This is a genomic window from Bradyrhizobium sp. SZCCHNRI1009 (assembly GCF_032487575.1).
Classification (GTDB): Bacteria; Pseudomonadota; Alphaproteobacteria; order Rhizobiales; family Xanthobacteraceae; genus Bradyrhizobium.
This window is the reverse complement of record NZ_JAUEUL010000008.1, coordinates 20,001-38,167: the sequence shown is the minus strand read 5'-3', so window position 1 is coordinate 38,167 and position 18,167 is coordinate 20,001. Positions and strand designations below refer to the sequence as shown.

The window sequence follows — 18,167 nt, the reverse complement described above, 5'->3', positions numbered from 1 at the left end:
CGATTCCCAGTCACGGCCAAACAGATCCGTCCAGGGCAATGAAAATCCGATCGTCGAAAATGCAGCCGGTATAAAATAGCTCGCGGAGGCCGCTGGAGCGATGACGCCACTTTGTGGCGGAGAAAAGGATTGAAACGTCACTGCGCCAACAATACCGGCTTGCGATTTAATTCCTGCTCGCGAGCCATCCCCGAGCCAGCCGCCATCTCCGCCAGCCTCTTCAGCCGATCCTTGCGGGCAGCGAGGCCCGGCATCGGCTGCAGACCCGTGGCCTCCAGGATCGTCTCCCACCGATACACCCAGTCGTGCCGCATCAGGGTCTGGGCCATGCCGGTTCGCCGCATCCGGTCCTGGCGGACCGGATCGCCGTCCAGCTCCCTGATGACCCGGTCGATGTCGGGCGATGTGTGCGGCACGTCGATCATCACCTCGGGCCAATCGAACAGCCGCGGAAACAGGTCATTGTCGGGACGCTCGCCGAGCATGATGGCGCCCGCCGCCGCGCCCTCGAAATACCGGTAGCCGAACTCGACCTGCCGGCCGGTCTCCTGCGGCTCGTCGAACTTGCCGGGATTGACCAGAAAATACCTGCTTCTCTTGGCGAGGTTTGCCATCTGCGTCCGGTGCTCCCGGAGGTCGATGGCCTGGCTGCCGCCGATCGTGTCGTGGAGATAGAACAGGCCGCTGTCCCGCGCCATCGCGAGCAGCGACTGGTGGGTGACACGGGAGCGGCGCCCCATGCTGAAGACGTCGATGACCCTCTCGGGCGGATCGGGATAGGGACAAAAACGGATGGTGTCGATGGCGAGCGGAAGATGCACGCAAGCCTTGCCGATCTCCTCGCCGAGCGGCTTCACCGTGCCGATCTGGAACGGCATCACGACGTCGAACTTGGCGAGGATCTTCAGGAAATGCCGGTGCTTGGCGATCTCCTTGATCCAGAGCTCGTCCAGCAGACACACCGAGGTCCCGCACGCGCCTCTCAGATCCTCGATCGCGTCGAACATGATCAGGTCCTGCGGGAACCCGCAGATCGCGAACAGAACGTCGTATTGCTGCTGCGGCTTGATCCGCGTGAGCCCGGGATTCAGCAGCACGGGCGCGTGGTAGCCCAGCCGGGTCGCGAAGCTCGCCCGTCGGCTCGACGGGTCGAGCTCGGGTGCGAACAGCTCGGCGGAATCGACCTCGCAGATGATGTCCTCGAACTCGACATGGGGACCGCGGTTGAGGGCTTTGCCGAAGATGTTTCGGAGTGAGAAGACGGCGATGCGGGGCTTGCCCGGCTGCGAACTCATGACGCCTCACTCTGGTGTTGTTGGACCACTTGCACGGTGCTGTACGAAGGCGGCGACGTCACGATGATGAAACCGGTGTTCTGATGAGATCGGCGTCCAGCGCGATCCGCGCAGCGGCCTCGATGCGCGCGAACGGAACGTCGGCCCGGATTGCCATGTCGAGCAGGCTGTGCCTGCCATCCGCGAGGTTGAGGACCCATAGCAGGTCCATCTGCGTCGCCCCGCCCGCCTCGCGCTGGCCGGCAATCGCGCGATACAGGCCGCGCCGTCCCAGTTGCGGCTCCCCTCGCCCATCGACGCGCTCATAGATGCGGTCGCGATCGAGCAGATCCAGCACCTCCTCGATGACCGCGTAGGACTGCTCGAGACAGTCCGGCTTGACGAAATCCAGATTGTCCGCCGAGGTGTGATATTCGGGAAACGTGCCGTGCACGCCGCGCATCAGGCACCCGACCGGCAGATCGAATCCCGGCGAGCAGAACTGCCGCTCGTCATATCCATAGGGGCTGAATGGCAGAATCTCATGAGGATGGCCTGAGTGCTTCAGGACATGCGCGACGGCGCGATCGATGCTCGCCCCGCTCCGGCTCTGCTTGTAGTGAAATCCACTGGAATCGCCGAGACAGGTGAGGACGAGTCCGTGTTCGACACGTCCGAGATTCCGCTCGTTGCGGTCGAGCCACGCGAGCGCGCCGATGGTCGCCGGCAGGAACAGAAATCGGTATCCGAGTCGGCGCGGCTGCTGCGCCTGCCGCATCGCCAGCGCCGTCATGACGGCAATCCCTGAGAGATTGTCGTTGGCGAGACTCGGGTGACAGATATGGCAGGTGATCAGGACTTCCTTGTCCGTCTGCCCGGGGACGAAGAATTCGCCGTAGGTCAACGCCCCCTGCGAGAGCTCGCTGTCGATCTCGACGCGGTAGCTGTCGTCCGTCATCCCCCGCCACAGACGATCTTGCAGGCAGAAGCCCCAATCGTCGGCATAGTAGCCGGTCCGGTAGGGAATGAGATCAGGCTGGTCCGGCAAGGTATGGACGTGCTTGGCAAGCTCGGCGCGGCTGAGCACCGCCTGGACTGGCTTGCTGTAGCCCATCACGTGCAGATTGTTGTCGGCGAAGTCGACGAGAACGCGGCCCGACAGGGTCGAGATCGTCGCGCGACGAATGTTCCACTCTGCCGGCACGTGCCAGTCCAGGACCGGCGTGCCGGACGGCACCTCGTGAATCGCAATCCCGACATTCCGCGCGACGATGCCGAGCGTCTGACGGACACCCGCCCCGGTGAGGCTGCGGTTGATCGGAAACAGTTCGGCGACCAGATCGTGGAGATCGATCGCCGGCGTTCTCGGACCAGCCGGGGATTTGAGGATGTCCAGCATGACGCGTCAGCCCTACTTCATCGGTCAGGCCGACGCCTGCGCGGCATCGGCCGCGAGATCGCCGGCCGGCAGCGGCACGATCGTCGGCTGGTAGACCAGATGCTCCGCGGGGGCTTCCACCTGATCGTATGGCGTGACGATCTCCTCGGGCAGCCGCGCGAGATCGGCCACCCGCAGGAAGTCGCGCAGGTTCGTGCCGGTCGATTCCGAATCGATGTTGACGGCGCCGCGCCGGCTGCTGACATCGGCAAAATGCACGGTACGGAAATCGATGCTGAAGCGCGTCACGCCCGAGGTGTTCGGGACGGACGAATGCAGATGCGCTCCGGAGAAGATCGTGACGCCGCCGCTCGGCGCGATCACCCGGATCTGCGGATCCAGTGCAATCTCCTGCTCCGGCTTCGGCTGCACCCGTGTATCCGTCTTGATGTGCTGCGCCGCCGACGCACGCGAGGTCCTGTTCCACTCGTAGTAGTTATAGGTCCTGGAGCCGTTCTTGATCGCTTCATCGAAATAGCGCGGATGAAATGCAAGGCCGTTGTCCGGCGCGATGTCATACACCGGCAGCCACCAATTGAGCTGGCACGGCGGCGCCGAGTACCAGGTGTCGCGATGAGGGTGGAATGCGAACGCGATCCCGGTGGTGAGATAGTCGTTGCTGGTTGCCGACCGCAGCCGCGGCACGTCGAAATAGGTCAACTCGGGATCGCAGCCGAACTCGCGGAGCGTGCCCTGCACCAGCTCCTTCGACCGGGCGTGATGGATGAAGAACGGCTTCAGCCTGGCGAGGATCTCGACGTAGCGCTCGACCGGGAGCTCGAATTGCGCCGTCCGGGGATCATAGGGATGAAACGCCTCCTCGATCAGCTCCCTGGCGAACGCGACCAGCGCATTGAGCGAGGGCGTCGGCGAATGCAGGAACAGCGCGCCCTGATACAGTTTCTGGCGCCGCTCGTCATCGGGCATCGTGGCATCAACGAAAATGTTCGTCATTCCGTGATCCTCCTCGACAAATCGTCAGAACGTTCGAGACGATCGGGCCGCTCCGTGGCCGCCAGATCCCTCCCCCAGGATACCGCGCTGTCGTCATGCTGCTTCACCAAAGACCCCGTTCGGCAAGCGAGGGCCAAGCGGCATCCTTGGCTGACAACACCGTCACCGGCTGCGGCCATCGGATGCCGATCATCGGATCGTCGTGCCGGAAGCCGTCCGAGAGCTGCTCGACATAGTCTTCGCCCATCAGATACTCGACCGTGACGTCGTCGGTCAGCGTCTGGAATCCATGGGCAAAACCGGCGGGAACGTAGAGCATCCGCGCCGTCGAGGGGCCGAGCTCGCAGGCATAGACCTCGCCGCGCGTCGGCGAGTTCGGCCTGATGTCGACGATGACGTCATGGATCAGCCCGGCGCTGCAGCGGACGATCTTGGCGTCAGGCTTCGGCGCACGCTGGAAATGCATGCCGCGGACGCTGCCGCGGAGACGCGTCACCGAGCTGTTGCCCTGCATCGGGACGAACGCGATGCCCTGCTCGGCAAAAGTCTTCGCGCACCAGGTCCGCGTGAAGCTGCCGCGCTCGTCGGAGCGAACGGTCAGCTCGATCAGCCGCGCATCCGACCGTCCAAGCGGGACAAACCTCATGGCTCAACACTCTTCGCGCATATGGTGCGGCAATGCCCTGCTCTACTCCTCGATCGTCGCCTTGGGGACCGGCACGATGAAGCGGCCGCCCCAGTCGCGGATCGCCGCCATCTGTGCCTTGATCTCGCTCTTGATGTTCCACGGCAGGATCAGGACGTAATCCGGCCTGGCTTCGAAGATCGCTTCCGGCGGCAGGATCGGAATGCGCACGCCCGGCATGTAGCGGCCCTGCTTGGACGGGGCGCGATCGACCGTGAAGTCGAGAAAATCGGTGCGGATGCCGCAATAATTCAGCAGCGTCACACCCTTCGCCGGGGCACCGTAGCCGACGATCTTCCTGTTATCGCGCTTGAGCGCCGTCAGCAATTCGAGCAGCGCACGCTTGGTCTCTTTGACCTGCTCGTTCCAGGCCATGTAGATGGCATCGTCATGCAGCCCATAGGCCCGCTCCCGCGCCAGGACATCGGCAACGTTCGGGCTCTCCGCATGAGCGGCCTCCGCGTGGCAGACGAAGAACCTGATCGAGCCGCCATGCGTCTCCGGAAGCTCGACGTCGAACACCCGCAGGCCCGCTTGGGCGAAGATGCGCAGGCCCGCGATCAGCGACAGATACGAGAAATGCTCGTGATAGATGGTGTCGAACTGATGCCGCTGCATCAAGGTCAGCAGGTGCTGGACCTCGAAGGTCGCGACGCCCTCCGGCGCCAGGAGGATTTTGACGCCGCCGACGAAGTCGTTGATGTCGGGAACGTGCGCGAGCACGTTGTTGGCCGTGAGGAGATCGGCCGACCAGCCCTCCTCCCGGAGACGGGTCGCATAGTCGCGGCCGAAGAATTCGACCCGGGTCTCGATGCCCTTGGCGCGCGCGGCCAGCGCGACGCTTTCGCAGGGTTCGACGCCGAGACAGTTGATGCCCTTCTGGAGCGAGTATTGCAGCAGATAGCCGTCATTCGACGCGATCTCGACATGCCGCGAGGCCGGGCCGAGCTTGAAGCGATCGGCCATGGCTTCGACATAGCGGCGCGCGTGCTCGAGCCATGAGGTCGAGTGCGAGGAGAAATAGGCATAGTCGGCGCGGAAGATCTCGGACGCGGCCAGGAGGTCGCGCGTCTGCGCCAGACGGCACTCGCGGCAGACGAAGGTCTCCAGCGGATAGAACGGCTCCGCCCGCATGTAGTTGGCCGGATCGATGTAGTCGTTCGCGACCGGCGAGGCGCCGAGATCGATCAGCTTGAGGGTCAGGTCGTCGCCGCAGTGCCGGCACTTGGGCGCGACGCCGACGGCGGTGGGAAGGGTCAGTTCCATGGTGTCTCCGTCACTGTCCTTGCCGGCTGAGGCGAGCATCTGCCCGGCGCGGCCGGCGCGATCACGTCCATTGCAGCCTGTCGTTGATCCGGGCCGTCTCCATGTGGTCCTGCAGGACCTTGAGACGGATCAGATCGGACGAGCGAAACTCGGCATCCTTGAACTGCATCCTCTTGAGACCATCGACAAGGTTCTGGATCGACTGGTCCAGGGTGACCTGCGGCTGATGATCGGGGGCCAGCGAGCGGTACAGGCCGAAATCGACCTTGTAGGAGCGGCTGTCCACCGGCGCGGAGGTGTTGATCGACACGCTGGTCCCCGGCACGCGCGCGGCCACCGCGTTGGCGAGATCCTTGACCTGGTAGTTGCGGTCGTCCGAGCCGGCATTGATGGTGAGGAAGCGGCCGCCCGTCGCCGCCGGCCGGTCGATCGCCCAGTCGATCGCCCGCGCCATGTCGGCCACGTCGATCAGGGGGCGCCACGGCGTGCCGTCGGAGAGCACGCTGATCTGGCGGCGGGTGAGCGCGCAGGCCACGAAATCGTTGAGGACGAGGTCGAGCCGCAGCCGATCCGACATGCCGCAGGCGGTCGCAAAGCGCAGACAGGTGATGGTCATGCCGGTGTCGATCGCGGCGAGCTCCTGCTCCGATCCGATCTTCGACTTGGCGTAGGCCGTGATGGGATTGAGCGGATCGCCCTCCTTGCGCGGCGGTCCGTCGGCGATGCCGTAGACGCTGCAGCTCGACGCGAACACGAAGTTCTTCACGCCGGCCGCCGCAGCCTTCCTGGCGAGCGACACGGTGGTGTTCTGGTTGATGTCGAGCGTCACGTCCTGGAAGCGATTGCCCATCGGATCGTTGGAGATCGCCGCCAGCTGAACCACGGCATCATAGCCGCGGAGGTCGAGCGACATGTCGCGGACGTCGCCATGGATCTGCTCGTCGAGATATCGCTCGGGAACGACAGGCGCTCCGGTCAGGCAGTGGGCGAAATAGGCATTGTCGAAGCCGTGCAGCGTCGCATCCGGGCGCTGCGCCCGCAGATGCCGCGCGACGACCGGACCCACATAGCCCATGTTTCCGGTGATCAGGACCTTCAAAATCTCACCCTCTACGATACCGACCAAAACAAAATTTAAATCACCTGCAATCGATTATAATTTAATATTCCAGCCGGCGTCCAGTGAATCCGTCGGCAGCGGCGGTGCCGCCCGCCTTCTCCGGCGAGATACGCAAAACTCGGTAAAAATCCCTTCTCCGCCATCTCGATCCGCCTGTTACCGTGCCCCATCCGGACGGCGCCGATCGATGCGGCATCAGGCAACCTCTCCCATTTAATTTATTCCACCAAATTAAATAATGCCACAATAGGAACAAATGTTGACCGCAAATCTCGGCAGCTTTAATTCGATCCATGGAAATGAGGACGTCCCGCGTGCGGGAACGCCCCGGCCTGACGACGCATTGATTGAAGCATTGAAAGACAGAGCATGACACTATCCGCCGGCGACTGGGTCGAAGTGCGCAGCAAGGAAGAGATCCTGGCGACGCTCGATGCCAACGGGCGCCTCGAAGGGTTGCCGTTCATGCCGCAGATGTTCAAATGGTGCGGCCAGCGCTTCCAGGTCTACAAGCGCGCCCACAAGACCTGCGACACGGTCACCGGATACAACACCGGCGAGTGGCTCGGACGGCGCCTCCCCAACGCCGTGCATCTCGAGCATCGCTGCGACGGCGAGGCCTATGGCGGCTGCCAGGCGGCCTGCCTGATCTTCTGGAAAGAGGCGTGGCTGACCCCGGTCGATCCGGCCAAGCCCGCCGCGGCCATCCCGGACCGCGCCGCTGCGCTTCAACCGCCCGGCGGATGCACGGTGCGCGCGGTGTGGGATGCGACCAAGTCGCCGGACCAGCAGCCGGGAAAAGGCCCCCGCTATGCCTGCCAGGCGACCGAGCTCCCGACCTACACCCAGCCGCTCAAATGGTGGGACGCCCGGCAGTACGCCGAGGACATCGCGTCCGGCAATGTCTCGCTCGCGAAGATGTTCAAGGGCCTCCTCTACTTCGCCTATGTCGGCGCCACCATGGCCCGCCGTCCGCGGCTCGGCCGGCCCGCGCGCTGGATCTACGACCGCATCCAGTCGCTGTGGGGCGGCGTACCGTTCCCGCGCAAGCGCGGCGTCCTCCTGACCGACAAGGACGCGCCGATCGCCGATCTCGGGCTGCAGCCCGGCGATCTCGTCCGCGTGCGCCCGCACCAGGAGATCCTGGCCACCATCGACAAGCAGACCAACAACCGCGGCATGGGCTTCGACGCCGAGATGGTGCCCTATTGCGGAAAGGTGTTCCGGGTACGGACGCGGGTCGAAAAGTTCATCGACGAGCGCACCGGCTACATCCGGCGGATGAAGACACCGGCCGTCATCCTCGACGGCGTCTATTGCCAGTCGCGCTACAGCGAGAACCGGTTGTTCTGCCCGCGCGGCATCTATGCATGGTGGCGCGAGGTCTGGCTGGAGAAGGTGCCGGCCACCGCGATCGAGCGTCCGCCGGCAGAGGAGATCGTCGAACTTCCGCGGCGGGCGGCCGGCTGACGGCAGGCCGCCGCCGGGCAAAGCGGCCGGGCGCCGCTCATCGCCTCGCCCATCGGGCATGGATAGACCGTGCGCGAGGACCTCGCGGCAAGTCGGCTTCGGCCGCCGTTCACCCCAATGACAGCTTGCGCGCAACAAATCCCTCGGCGTAGCGCTCGGGCGCGCGGCACTCCATGCCCCGCAGCCGCGCCAGGCCCATGAACGTTTCCGGATCGAACCATTGCTTGGAGCGCTGGCTGCCGAAATGCGTCATCAGCAGCGCGACCTTCCGCTTCATGATCCGCTCGGAGAGGGGCATGTAGACGTTGGGCCGTCCGAGATCGCCGTCCCATTTCGGAATCTCGTATTCCAGGACGAGATGATCGCGGAACGTGTTCCAGACCAGGCGGTTGACCTGACGGTGGTCCTGATGGGCGTCGTCGCGGCGGTGCGCGAGAATGACGTCCGGGTTGATGCGGCTCTTCAGCTCCTCGAACCAGGCCTTGATCTCTTCACCCTGCTCGGGGAAGAAGCCGTCGCGGAACTGCATGATCTCGAGATTGCGGCCGGCGGCTTCGGCGAGGAAGTCGTCGGCCGACGCCCGCGCCTCGACACCGCGCTCGCCGTTGCCGCTGAGCACGCACCAATGAACATCCAGGCGGATGCCCTGGTCGAGCCAGGACAGCAGCGTGCCTCCGGCGCCGATCTCGATGTCGTCGGAGTGGGCGCCGAGACACAAGACCGACAGCCGGTCGCCGCGACCGGCGAGCTGCAGCGCCCTCATCCGTTCACCACCGCCGGAAGACTGGAGCCGAGATGCCAGGGCGTGTCGCCGCGCTCGATCATCTCCTCGAGCACCTGGCGGTCGCGGAGCGTGTCCATGGCCCGCCAGAACCCTTCGTAGCGGTAGGCCATCAGCTCGCCGCGGTCGATCAGCCGCTTGAACGGCTGCACGACGAGCTCGTCCCCCTCCTCGATGTAGTCGAAGATCTCCTTGCGGAAGATGAAGTAGCCGCCGTTGATCCAGATATCGGAATCGTTGCTCGCGGCCATGCGGCCCACGGTGCCATCGGCGTCGAATTCGGCGAGGTGAAAGCTGATCGGCGGATGGATGGCGATGAAGCAGCCGATCTTGCCGCTGCGCTTGAAGCGATCGATCATCTCCGGCAGCGGCGCGTCCGTCAGGCCGTCGCTGTAGTTGGCGAGAAAGATCTCCTCGCCCTCGACCAGGTGCCGGACCGCCCGCAGTCGCTGGCCGATGTTGCGCCAGATGCCAGTGTCGACCAGCGACACCCGCCAGTCCGGCGGGCGGTCGCCCAATAGCTCGACCTTCTTGCCGAACTGCGAGATCGTGCAGTCGGTGGTCGCCGCCTGATTGTAGTTCAGGAAATAGTCCTTCACCACATTGGCCTTGTAGCCCAGGCACAGAACGAAATCCCGGTGTCCGTACTGGCTGTAATACTGCATGACGTGCCAGAGGATCGGCTGGTGGCCGATCGGAATCATCGGCTTCGGAATGCTCTCGGAATATTCCCGGATCCGCGTCCCGAGTCCTCCACAGAACAATACGACCTTCATGGCGCCACGTCCTTCGGGTTCTCAATCTCTGAAATGAGCAGCACTATCTTCAACCTCGCCGGCGGGCCTCGACGACAGCTCGCCGTGCCCTCGTGTCGCCCTTCCGTCCGCGCAGGGAAAAACTCCCTCCGCATCCGGTCGGCTACGGACGCCACCCGCGTCACGGGCACCCGGCACCGGATTAATAATCCAATTATATCTCTTTTTAAATGCCATTCTTGGCGGCAAGCATCGAAATATCCGTCGCCTCAAACATTAATTTTACTACCTTAATTTTCCGGAGCCGCTTCCGTAGCGGGCACGGGCGGTATCTTTCGGCGCCTAAGCGCCACCGTCAGGCGTCACGCTGCCCGCGACGCAGGTATCGGGGGATAATCCGACCGCGCGAATAAATTCCAATGGCAATTTTTCATTGTTTAAATTAAATGCCAAAACATATAATAAATGGCTAATCGCTATTTAACCGAGTTTCGAACACCGACATCCCATGCATTACGTGGATCAGCCCGAGACTCTCGATCGAAACGGCATGCCGGCCGTCCTGGTGGAACGGCAGTTCCAGGGCCGCAAATGGCCCGTCCACTACGACTCGGTGGAGCCGTTCGCGATCGTGGCGGACATTGCGACGATCACCATGTCGAGCGTCCTGTCCGGGTTTCTGTATCACCTGCAGGATGCGGCGGGCGCCAACGACGTCAGCAAATCGCTCGGCCTGGCGATCCTCGTGTCGGCGCTGTTCGTCTCGCTGATGAAGATCCGCGGGATGTACCGGCCGGCCGAGCTGCTGATCCTGCCGCGCCAGATCCGCGCGGCCTGCCTGACCTGGGTCACGGCGTTCCTCGTGCTGGCCGGCGCCCTGTTTGCGCTCAAGATCGGCAGCGAATTCTCGCGCGGCACGAGCATCGTCTTCGCGATGTTCGGGCTCGCGGCGCTGATCCTGCATCGCCGCACCACCGCATATCTGCTGGCAAAGGGCTTGGCGGAGAGACGGTTCTCGGGCCGAAACATCGTTCTGATCACCGATGAAGCAAGCAAGGACAACGCCGGGCTGACCCAGGTGCTCACCGACACCGGCTTTCGCGTCCAGCGGCATTTCCTGCTTCCCGAGCCCGGTGCGGATCCGGATCAGCGGCAGCGGATCGTGTCCAGCGTGATCGACTATGTGCGCGGCTCCGACATCGAAGAGATCGTCGTCGGCGCCAATCCCGAACCCTTGTCCGACCTGCGCACGCTCGGCGCCGAGCTGAGAGTCCTGCCGTTTCCAGTGAGCTTCGTGCCGGTCGGAGCGGCGTCGGACATCTTCAAGCGGCCGTGCCGCGAGCTCGGCAATGCCGTCTCCATCGAGCTGCAGCGCGGCCTGCTGAGCCCGCTCGAACACGCCACCAAGCGGCTCATGGATGTCATGCTGGCCGGCATCGCGCTGACCTTGATGTCGCCGCTGCTGCTGCTGGTGGCGATCGCCATCAAGCTCGACTCGGCCGGACCGGTGCTGTTCCGGCAGCAGCGTTGCGGATTCAACGGCCGGGCGTTCCAGATCTACAAGTTTCGCACGATGTCCGTGCTCGAGGACGGGCCCTCCATCGTCCAGGCCCAGATCGGCGACAGCCGGTTCACCCGGCTCGGGACCTGGCTGCGCCGGACCAGCATTGATGAGCTGCCGCAGCTGCTCAACGTTCTGGACGGCAGCATGTCGCTGGTCGGCCCCCGCCCCCACGCCTTGGCGCACGACAACGAATTCGACAAGCTCGTGCGCAACTACGCATTCCGTCGCCGCGTCAAGCCCGGACTGACCGGCTGGGCGCAGGTGCATGGCTGCCGCGGCCCGACGCCCACGCGTGCGTCGATCGAACAGCGCGTCGAATTCGATCTCTGGTACATCGACAATTGGAGCCTGTCGCTCGACGTCGCGATCCTGCTGAGGACGCCGATCGAGCTGATCCGCGGCAACAATGCCTATTAGCGCATATTCGCAAGGGATTATGATCGCAAGCCTACCGGCGGAGCCGTGCGGGCGGATCGGACCGATCTCAGGCTCGAGACTGCGGATCGCGACGCGGGGGCGTCAGACCGCTCACATGTCGTTCGCTGATGTTGAGGGAGCGAATCAGGTGCAGAACCGACGCTGCGCGTCGCTCGGGCTATCGACGGGCTTGACTCAGTCGGCCCCGATTAGGCCCGCTGACGGCGACTTTTCGAACCGCCCGCCGCTCCATTGATCGCAAACTCCTCGATCCGATGCCCGGTCTTGATCGCCGCCACCAGCCAACGCGGCTGCTTGCCTCGGCCGGACCAGGTCTCGGAAGTCTGCGGGTTGCGATACTTCGGCAGAACCCGGGGATATTTGCGCCGCGCCTTGCCGCTCGTGGTGTAGGACTGCCCACCCTCACTGCCGGCACCTTCGATGGCACCGCGGCTGCGGTTGAGAACCGCCAGACGACGTTCGAGCTCGCGCTTCTCCGACGTGATCCTCACGGCGAGGATCTGACTGATCTGCTCGTGGAGAGACCAGAGGTCATCGAAAGACATCGCCTCGAAATCGATCTTCTTGGTGGACATACAGCGACCTTTGTCTGTGATCTCTATCCTGCCGGATTAACGTCATATAATTCGGTATTTCGTTCCGCAAGTGGCTCGCGGTCGGAAAAACTGAATATTTGAGTTATACCAACCCGGCCAAGCCATATGGTTGTAACTCAAATAAAACTCAACCCGCAACCCCATTTCCGAAACGATGTCGCGCCGCCTTCGAGATTGCGGCAGCATTCGTTTGCACGCCGGAAGAAGCCACCGAATCAACACGATCTGCAACGGATTCGTTGCATACTACGGCAAGACCGCGTCAAAGTGACGTAGTTTCGATGATCGAACTTGCGCGTATTTGATAGCTGACGTTCTCACCACGACATGGTTTTCAAAGCTGCCGCGACGGACTTACAACCTTTTCGAGCGAGCCCCCTGAAGACCCGGATCGAGATATTTTTGCATGCGCACAAAATGCCGCCACCGGGTTTAATTGAGCACGCCACCGTGAATATGCCGCAAAGCAGCCGACATCGTTCCGGCGAATCAAACGCCTTCCCTAAATATTGGATCCTTCAGATGCGCTCACGCAGATCAGACTTGCGCACGTCGCGCCGACAGCGGGGCGCGCGGCGTCAGACAGGCACACACCGGCAGCGGAACTAACTGCCGCTGCGATCGGCCGTGAGGTTGAGGACGGCTGCGGACACCCGCGGCCGATCCCGAAACCCGTTGTCCAAAGTCATCGTCCGTGGAGGCGACATCAGCGGCCTGTGCGCCAGGTGAAGCGGCCGCATCGCACGGCTCGCCGCAATATGGTTTCGGGCCCGTCTCGGAGCGCCGTCCTTGCCCGACACGACGGCTGAAGGACGTCCAGATGACGTCCGGCCGTCGAGCGGCCGCCGACAGCAGCACGGGGCGACCTGACGCGTCATCAGGGTCAATGCCGAGCGGCTGTCGCCTCGCGCCGGCAAGCGGCGCGGCCATGACGGCCGGCCGCCGCAGCGATCAAATTCCGATGCGATTATTTCTGCTGCCTGGTTCGACCCGGCACCGCCGGCCGGGGCGGAATCACGTGCGCCGTCCCGCGGCCGTGCCGCGTGGCCATCGGGCGACGCCTGGGTGCCGCGGACTTCTTCGCGCGTTTGCCGAGGCTGGTGCTGATGGATTGGATCTCATCGAGCAGGACATCACAAAGCTCGATCTGCGACCGCAGCACGGATTGCTGCGAACGGCCCGACCTTGGCCGGCCGAAACGTAATTTGGCAAGGCGTATTTTATTCAGCGATTTCAGGACGGCATTCAAAGCGCGACCGCCGCCATCCATCTCAATATCCTCAATCAACGCGGCACCAAGCTCGTCACACAAGGACGGACCCCACTCGTTGGCGAGTTTTGAGGGCATCTTCCCCGAATGCCGAACCGTCATCGCGATGATGCACGGATTCGATTTTCGGCATTAAATTAACCACTCGCGACAAGTTAATTTACCATCTGACAGCAAGACATTAAATACTTCTGGCACTCGCTACGGTTTGCCGTAAAATGCTACCGCGTTGCCAGAAAGACCTTTTTAAGCACCTTTCGTCCGGTACAATTGAAGCTTTAGTTTGTTCAGTCTACCCTTTTATGTCTCCGACCGTGCAGAATCGTCTCTACACAATTAATTTAATTCTAGATTACGTAAGAATACGGTGTGGAACTTGCCCATTTAATCGTCTGAGCGACGATCGACGTTGCCGAACGCGGCCGGACCGGCCGAGCACGGCCCTCATCAGTCCTCGCCGCCAAGCTTGACCATGACTCGGCCGAGCGGAGCGTCCAGCTCCTTCGGAGACGACGAGGAAGGGGTCGGGTTACCACACCATGGGCCGCTCCGGCGCCCCGCACACCACCGCGCGGCGGTACAGCACGCCCTGGGGCGTCTCGACGGCGACACGCCGAATGCACCCGGGATGAATCGCAAGATTGTAATGAAACGGAGTGGCCTCGAATGTCCCGTGCAGCCGGCAGAGTCTGCTGAGATCCGGCCCGCACTCCGTCAGCGGATAGAGGCCGCGCGCCGACGCGGGATCGGATAGGCCCGTGAAGGCGATCGCGAAAGCGGCTGCGGCGATCCTGATCACGTTCGACAATTGCGTGCTCCGTTGCAAAAAGAGCCTCAAGGGCTGGCGCAGCAGCATAGACTTGATCGGCGGCCTTGGACAACCGGCCGCCGCTTGCAGTCCCGACGCCCGCACGGCCTTCGAATCTCGCCAGCTACAGCCGCCTTGGCGGCGCCGGTCCCGCCTCCCTCGGCTGTCCGGCTGCCTCGGCTCACCGACGCGCTGCGCGGGCTGCGATGTCGTCGCCCCCTGCGCGAGCAAGCGACTCGGGCTAACCGTTGCGCAACGGCTTTGTGCTTAAAATTGTTCGGACCCTGTTAGGTCGAATGGATCATCCCTTCACCGTGGGACCTCCGGCGGCGCCGACAGCTTGGGGCGGTAATATGGTGATGTCAGACTGTGACCTAATTGGCACGGCCGGGCAAAAGCGGACCAATCCGAACGGCCGTACGCTTTCGTCCAGTATGGCCGCCGGGTAGGTTGAAACACGTGGGACGTTCTCCCTTCTTGGTGGAGGGAGCAGCGTGGGGAAATGTATTTTTGCTGTATTCGGGGACGCGTTTGAAGGCCTTGATCAATCCGCCCGGGCCGACCGGCGGCGGGGGGTCTCCTGTGCGCAGCAGTACAGTGGACCCGCGCAGCTTTCATGGCCTTTGCCGCCGCTCGCGCGCGCTCCTCACCCTGGCGATCTTGGCGCTTCTGCCCGCCTGTTCCTTGCTCCCCGGGACAGGACCGACCAGCGACGCCGTGAACGACAATGCCACGGCCAGCGTGCGGTCGAACACGGCGCTTCCCTATGCGCTGGTCGACGTCAGCTCCGAAACGATCGGCTTCCTGTCGCAGCCCAATCTGATCACGTTCCAGGGCGTATTCCCGGACAAGCGGCCGAAGCCGGTGCAGGTCGCGGGCGTTGGTGACGTGCTGAACGTTTCCATCTTCGAAGCGGCGCCCGGCGGACTGTTCACGCCGCCCACGGCCGCCGGCGCCCGCCCGGGCAACTTCGTGGATCTGCCGGCGCAGGCGGTGGACCAGCAAGGCAATATCCGCGTGCCCTATGCGGGCGAGATCGCCGCCGCCGGCCGGACGCTGCCGCAGATCGAGCAGGAGATCGTCTTCCGGCTGCAGAAGCGCGCGCTCGAGCCGCAGGTCGTGGTCAGCCTGAACCAGCAGCATTCCAGCGTGGTCAGCGTGCTCGGCGACGTCAATACGCCGGGCGTGCTTGCCCTCAACAGCGTGGGCGAACGCCTGCTGGCCGTGATCGCACGTGCGGGCGGCCCGAAGCACGAGGCCATCGAAAGCTATGTGACCCTGCAGCGGGACGGCAAGCGCGTGCGCGTGCTGCTCAGCCGCGTCGTGCAGGATCCGCGCGAGAACATCTTCATCCGTCCGAACGACGTCGTCTACATCACGCGGGAATCCCCGACTTTCACGGCCCTCGGCGCCCTCAATCAGAACGTCTTCGGCTTCAATTCCGAGATTTCGTTCGATACCGAGACCCTCACGCTGGCGCAGGCGATCGGCAAGGCGGGCGGCCTGAACGATCAGCAATCTGATCCGGCCGAGGTCTTCCTGTATCGCTACGAGGAGCGCCCGCTGCTGCAGAAGCTCGGCGTCGATACCAGCCGCTTCATCTACGACCGCATCCCGACCATCTATCACATCAACCTGCGCGATCCCTCCGGCATGCTGCTGGCTTCGGGCTTCCAGATGCGCAGCAAGGACGTGATGTACGTCGCCAATGCCAAGGTCGTCGACTACTACAAGCTTCTGACCCTGATCAACACCACGGCGACGACGACGTCCAACACGGCGACTTCGGTGATCAACGTCAACACGGCGACGAAGACCCGGTGGTGAAGCGCAACGGCGGGCCGGTAGCGGCCTGAACGGGCGCCGGAGCGTCGAGGGGCGGCGGGCCGAAGTCCGCCCCGCGCGATGTCGTGGCATCGGACGGCCGTCGTGTGACAAGCCGTTACAATCCAGCCAATCACCGCGACCAAACGACACCGGCGGTGCATCAGGCCGCGACATCGAACGCGCAGTATCCCTCTGCAGGCGACGCGATCGCCCGCGCGAACGAATTGGGAGACTGACGTGAAGACATCCATCGCGACATTTCTGCTCGTGGCAGTGCTTTCGGCGGCAGCAGCGGTCGACGCGAATGCCTGGACCCGCAGCGGCTCGGTCACCGGACCGCGCGGCACCACCTCATTTGGCGGCTCAGGCAGCTGCTCCGGCGGTGCCTGCGCCTGGCAGGGTGGCGGCACCGGTCCCGCCGGCCGCAGCTGGTCGCGCTCCGGCTCCGCGAGCTGCAGCGACGGCAGCTGCACCCGGCAGGGCCAGGGCACGGGACCGCGCGGCAATTCCTACAGCTACAGCCGCACCGTCACGCGCTGAGCGGACGCCGCGGCGCCGCTGGCCGCGGCCCTCCGGAAGCATTGACATCGCCGGTCCGCCTGCTGTTCCGGAGCGGGCCGGCGCGCCGTCTCCATCCGATGACGCCGGACACGCGCCATGCCCATCCTCTCTTCCCTGCCCCCGTCGACGCGCATGATCGTGCTGCTGACGGCGATCGGCTTCATGACGCTGGAATATGGGCTCAGCCGGCTCGCCGGCCGGGAGACTCACGACCTGCGTGAGACCGCAGCCTCGTTCGCCGTCGCGGTCGGACAGCACCTGATCCGCGCAATGGTCGCGCTCGTCGCGGCCGTTCCCTTCATCATCGCCTATCGCCACAGGATCTTCGATTTCGATCCGAGCCGGCCGCTGGCCCTGCTCGCATTGTTTCTCGCCAGCGAGTTCGTCTATTACTGGCACCATCGCGCCTCGCATCGGGTTCGCTGGCTGTGGGCCACGCATGCCGTGCATCACTCTTCCACGCGTCTGAACCTGACCGCAGCGATTCGTCTCGGCTGGACGAGCGAGATCTCCGGTCATTTCCTGTTCTATCTGCCGCTGGCGCTGCTCGGCTTCCATCCGCTCGCCATCATCGCCATGCTCGGCGTCAATCTGCTCTACCAGTTCTTCATCCATACCGAGCTCGCGCCGCATCTCGGTCCGCTCGAATCTGTGCTGAACACGCCGCGGCATCACCGCGTCCACCACGCGGCCAACGCGTCCTGTCTCGATCGCAACTATGGCGGCGTGCTCATCATTTTCGACCGGCTGTTCGGCAGTTTCGCCGAGGCCCCGGCCGGCGAGACGCTGCGCTATGGCCTCGTCGGGGTTGAACCGAGCTTCAATCCGTTGCGGATCGCATTTGGCGAATGGATTGCGATCGCCCGCGACCTTGCGGCGGCGCGGAGCTGGGCCACGCGGCTGCGCGTGCTGACCGCGGCCCCCGGAGACAAGCGCCACCGCCGGGAGTCATCCGACAACCGAGAAGGATGCTCATGACGTCACATCTCCGATCGTCCATGGCCGCCATGGCGGCCGTTCTGCTCGTCTCGACCACGGCCGTCGCCGCGGAGCGCGGCATCACCATCGACACAAGCGACGGTCCGCGCCATGCGCTGGTGATGACCGCGGGCAGGACGCCGCAGCCGACCGTGATCGTGCTCCATGGCGCGCTCGGCAGCGGCGCCGGCACCGCCCGCACGACGGGCTTTGCCGAAGCTGCGGCGGCCCATGGCTTCGCCGCGGTCTTTCCCGATGGCATCAACCGGCAATGGAATGACGGCCGCGACGGCCGCTCCGGCGGTCCCGATGATATCGGTTTCATCCGCGCCCTGGTGCGGCAGCTCGTCGCCGACGGCACAGCCGATTCCCGGCGCATCTA

The 18,167-nt window shown here is 63.9% G+C and carries 17 protein-coding genes (1 of these 17 only partly in view); 6 read left to right on the top strand and 11 right to left on the bottom strand.

The features are described from left to right. Positions 1–137: 137 nt before the first annotated feature. From QX010_RS16135 to QX010_RS16110, 6 genes are all read right to left on the bottom strand, one after another. The gene (locus QX010_RS16135) at positions 138–1,295 is read right to left on the bottom strand and encodes a glycosyltransferase (protein WP_316180499.1); all 1,158 of its coding nucleotides are present in this window, start codon (positions 1,293–1,295) and stop codon (positions 138–140) included. Positions 1,296–1,353: 58 nt separating this feature from the next. Then, positions 1,354–2,673 carry a DUF4910 domain-containing protein gene (locus QX010_RS16130; protein WP_316180498.1) on the bottom strand — a complete coding sequence of 440 codons (1,320 nt, stop codon included), beginning with the start codon at positions 2,671–2,673 and terminating at the stop codon, positions 1,354–1,356. A 24-nt stretch (positions 2,674–2,697) separates the two neighbouring features. Further along, positions 2,698–3,666, bottom strand: a complete 969-nt coding sequence (locus QX010_RS16125) for a phytanoyl-CoA dioxygenase family protein (RefSeq protein WP_316180496.1) — start codon at positions 3,664–3,666, stop codon at positions 2,698–2,700. A gap of 103 nt (positions 3,667–3,769) precedes the next feature. Further along, positions 3,770–4,312, bottom strand: a complete 543-nt coding sequence (locus QX010_RS16120) for a dTDP-4-dehydrorhamnose 3,5-epimerase (protein WP_316180494.1) — start codon at positions 4,310–4,312, stop codon at positions 3,770–3,772. Between the two features lie 42 nt (positions 4,313–4,354). After that, a complete protein-coding gene (locus QX010_RS16115) occupies positions 4,355–5,617 on the bottom strand; it encodes a class I SAM-dependent methyltransferase (RefSeq protein WP_316180492.1) in 1,263 nt (420 codons plus the stop codon). A gap of 61 nt (positions 5,618–5,678) precedes the next feature. Then, positions 5,679–6,716, bottom strand: a complete 1,038-nt coding sequence (locus tag QX010_RS16110) for an SDR family oxidoreductase (protein WP_315802907.1) — start codon at positions 6,714–6,716, stop codon at positions 5,679–5,681. 390 nt (positions 6,717–7,106) lie between these two features. Here QX010_RS16110 and QX010_RS16105 point away from each other — a divergent pair, with 390 nt between their 5' ends. Further along, complete coding sequence (locus QX010_RS16105) at positions 7,107–8,207, top strand: hypothetical protein (RefSeq protein WP_316180490.1); 1,101 nt, start codon at positions 7,107–7,109, stop codon at positions 8,205–8,207. 109 nt (positions 8,208–8,316) lie between these two features. Here QX010_RS16105 and QX010_RS16100 read toward each other — a convergent pair whose 3' ends face one another. Together QX010_RS16100 and QX010_RS16095 are read right to left on the bottom strand one after the other, a co-directional pair. Next, complete coding sequence (locus tag QX010_RS16100) at positions 8,317–8,970, bottom strand: PIG-L deacetylase family protein (protein ID WP_316180488.1); 654 nt, start codon at positions 8,968–8,970, stop codon at positions 8,317–8,319. Continuing rightward, a complete protein-coding gene (locus tag QX010_RS16095) occupies positions 8,967–9,764 on the bottom strand; it encodes a glucose-1-phosphate cytidylyltransferase (protein WP_315802904.1) in 798 nt (265 codons plus the stop codon). Before QX010_RS16095 ends, QX010_RS16100 begins: the two co-directional genes overlap by 4 nt. Before the next feature lie 487 nt (positions 9,765–10,251). Here QX010_RS16095 and QX010_RS16090 point away from each other — a divergent pair, with 487 nt between their 5' ends. Further along, positions 10,252–11,724, top strand: a complete 1,473-nt coding sequence (locus tag QX010_RS16090; RefSeq protein ID WP_315802903.1) for an undecaprenyl-phosphate glucose phosphotransferase — start codon at positions 10,252–10,254, stop codon at positions 11,722–11,724. 209 nt (positions 11,725–11,933) lie between these two features. Here QX010_RS16090 and QX010_RS16085 read toward each other — a convergent pair whose 3' ends face one another. The 3 genes from QX010_RS16085 to QX010_RS16075 form a co-directional block, all read right to left on the bottom strand. After that, positions 11,934–12,320: an H-NS histone family protein gene (locus tag QX010_RS16085; protein WP_315802902.1), complete on the bottom strand. Its 387-nt coding sequence runs from the start codon at positions 12,318–12,320 to the stop codon at positions 11,934–11,936. A 988-nt stretch (positions 12,321–13,308) separates the two neighbouring features. Further along, positions 13,309–13,653 carry a hypothetical protein gene (locus QX010_RS16080; RefSeq protein WP_316180485.1) on the bottom strand — a complete coding sequence of 115 codons (345 nt, stop codon included), beginning with the start codon at positions 13,651–13,653 and terminating at the stop codon, positions 13,309–13,311. Positions 13,654–14,140: 487 nt separating this feature from the next. Further along, on the bottom strand, positions 14,141–14,467 hold the full coding sequence (locus QX010_RS16075; RefSeq protein ID WP_316180484.1) for a hypothetical protein: 327 nt from the start codon (positions 14,465–14,467) through the stop codon (positions 14,141–14,143). A gap of 669 nt (positions 14,468–15,136) precedes the next feature. On the opposite strand from QX010_RS16075, the gene QX010_RS16070 reads away from it, so the two are divergent. The 4 genes from QX010_RS16070 to QX010_RS16055 all read left to right on the top strand — a co-directional run. Further along, positions 15,137–16,246 (top strand): polysaccharide biosynthesis/export family protein, encoded by a 1,110-nt coding sequence (locus QX010_RS16070; RefSeq protein WP_316180482.1) that lies wholly within the window; start codon positions 15,137–15,139, stop codon positions 16,244–16,246. Between the two features lie 237 nt (positions 16,247–16,483). Further along, positions 16,484–16,786: a hypothetical protein gene (locus QX010_RS16065; protein WP_315717381.1), complete on the top strand. Its 303-nt coding sequence runs from the start codon at positions 16,484–16,486 to the stop codon at positions 16,784–16,786. Positions 16,787–16,903: 117 nt separating this feature from the next. Continuing rightward, a complete protein-coding gene (locus QX010_RS16060) occupies positions 16,904–17,785 on the top strand; it encodes a sterol desaturase family protein (protein ID WP_316180480.1) in 882 nt (293 codons plus the stop codon). Continuing rightward, on the top strand, positions 17,782–18,167 hold the beginning of the coding sequence (locus tag QX010_RS16055; RefSeq protein WP_315802898.1) for an alpha/beta hydrolase family esterase. The gene runs 508 nt beyond the window's last position; 386 of the gene's 894 nt are visible here — the first part of the coding sequence; it begins with the start codon at positions 17,782–17,784; the stop codon falls past the right edge of the window. The genes QX010_RS16060 and QX010_RS16055 overlap by 4 nt, the downstream gene beginning before the upstream one ends.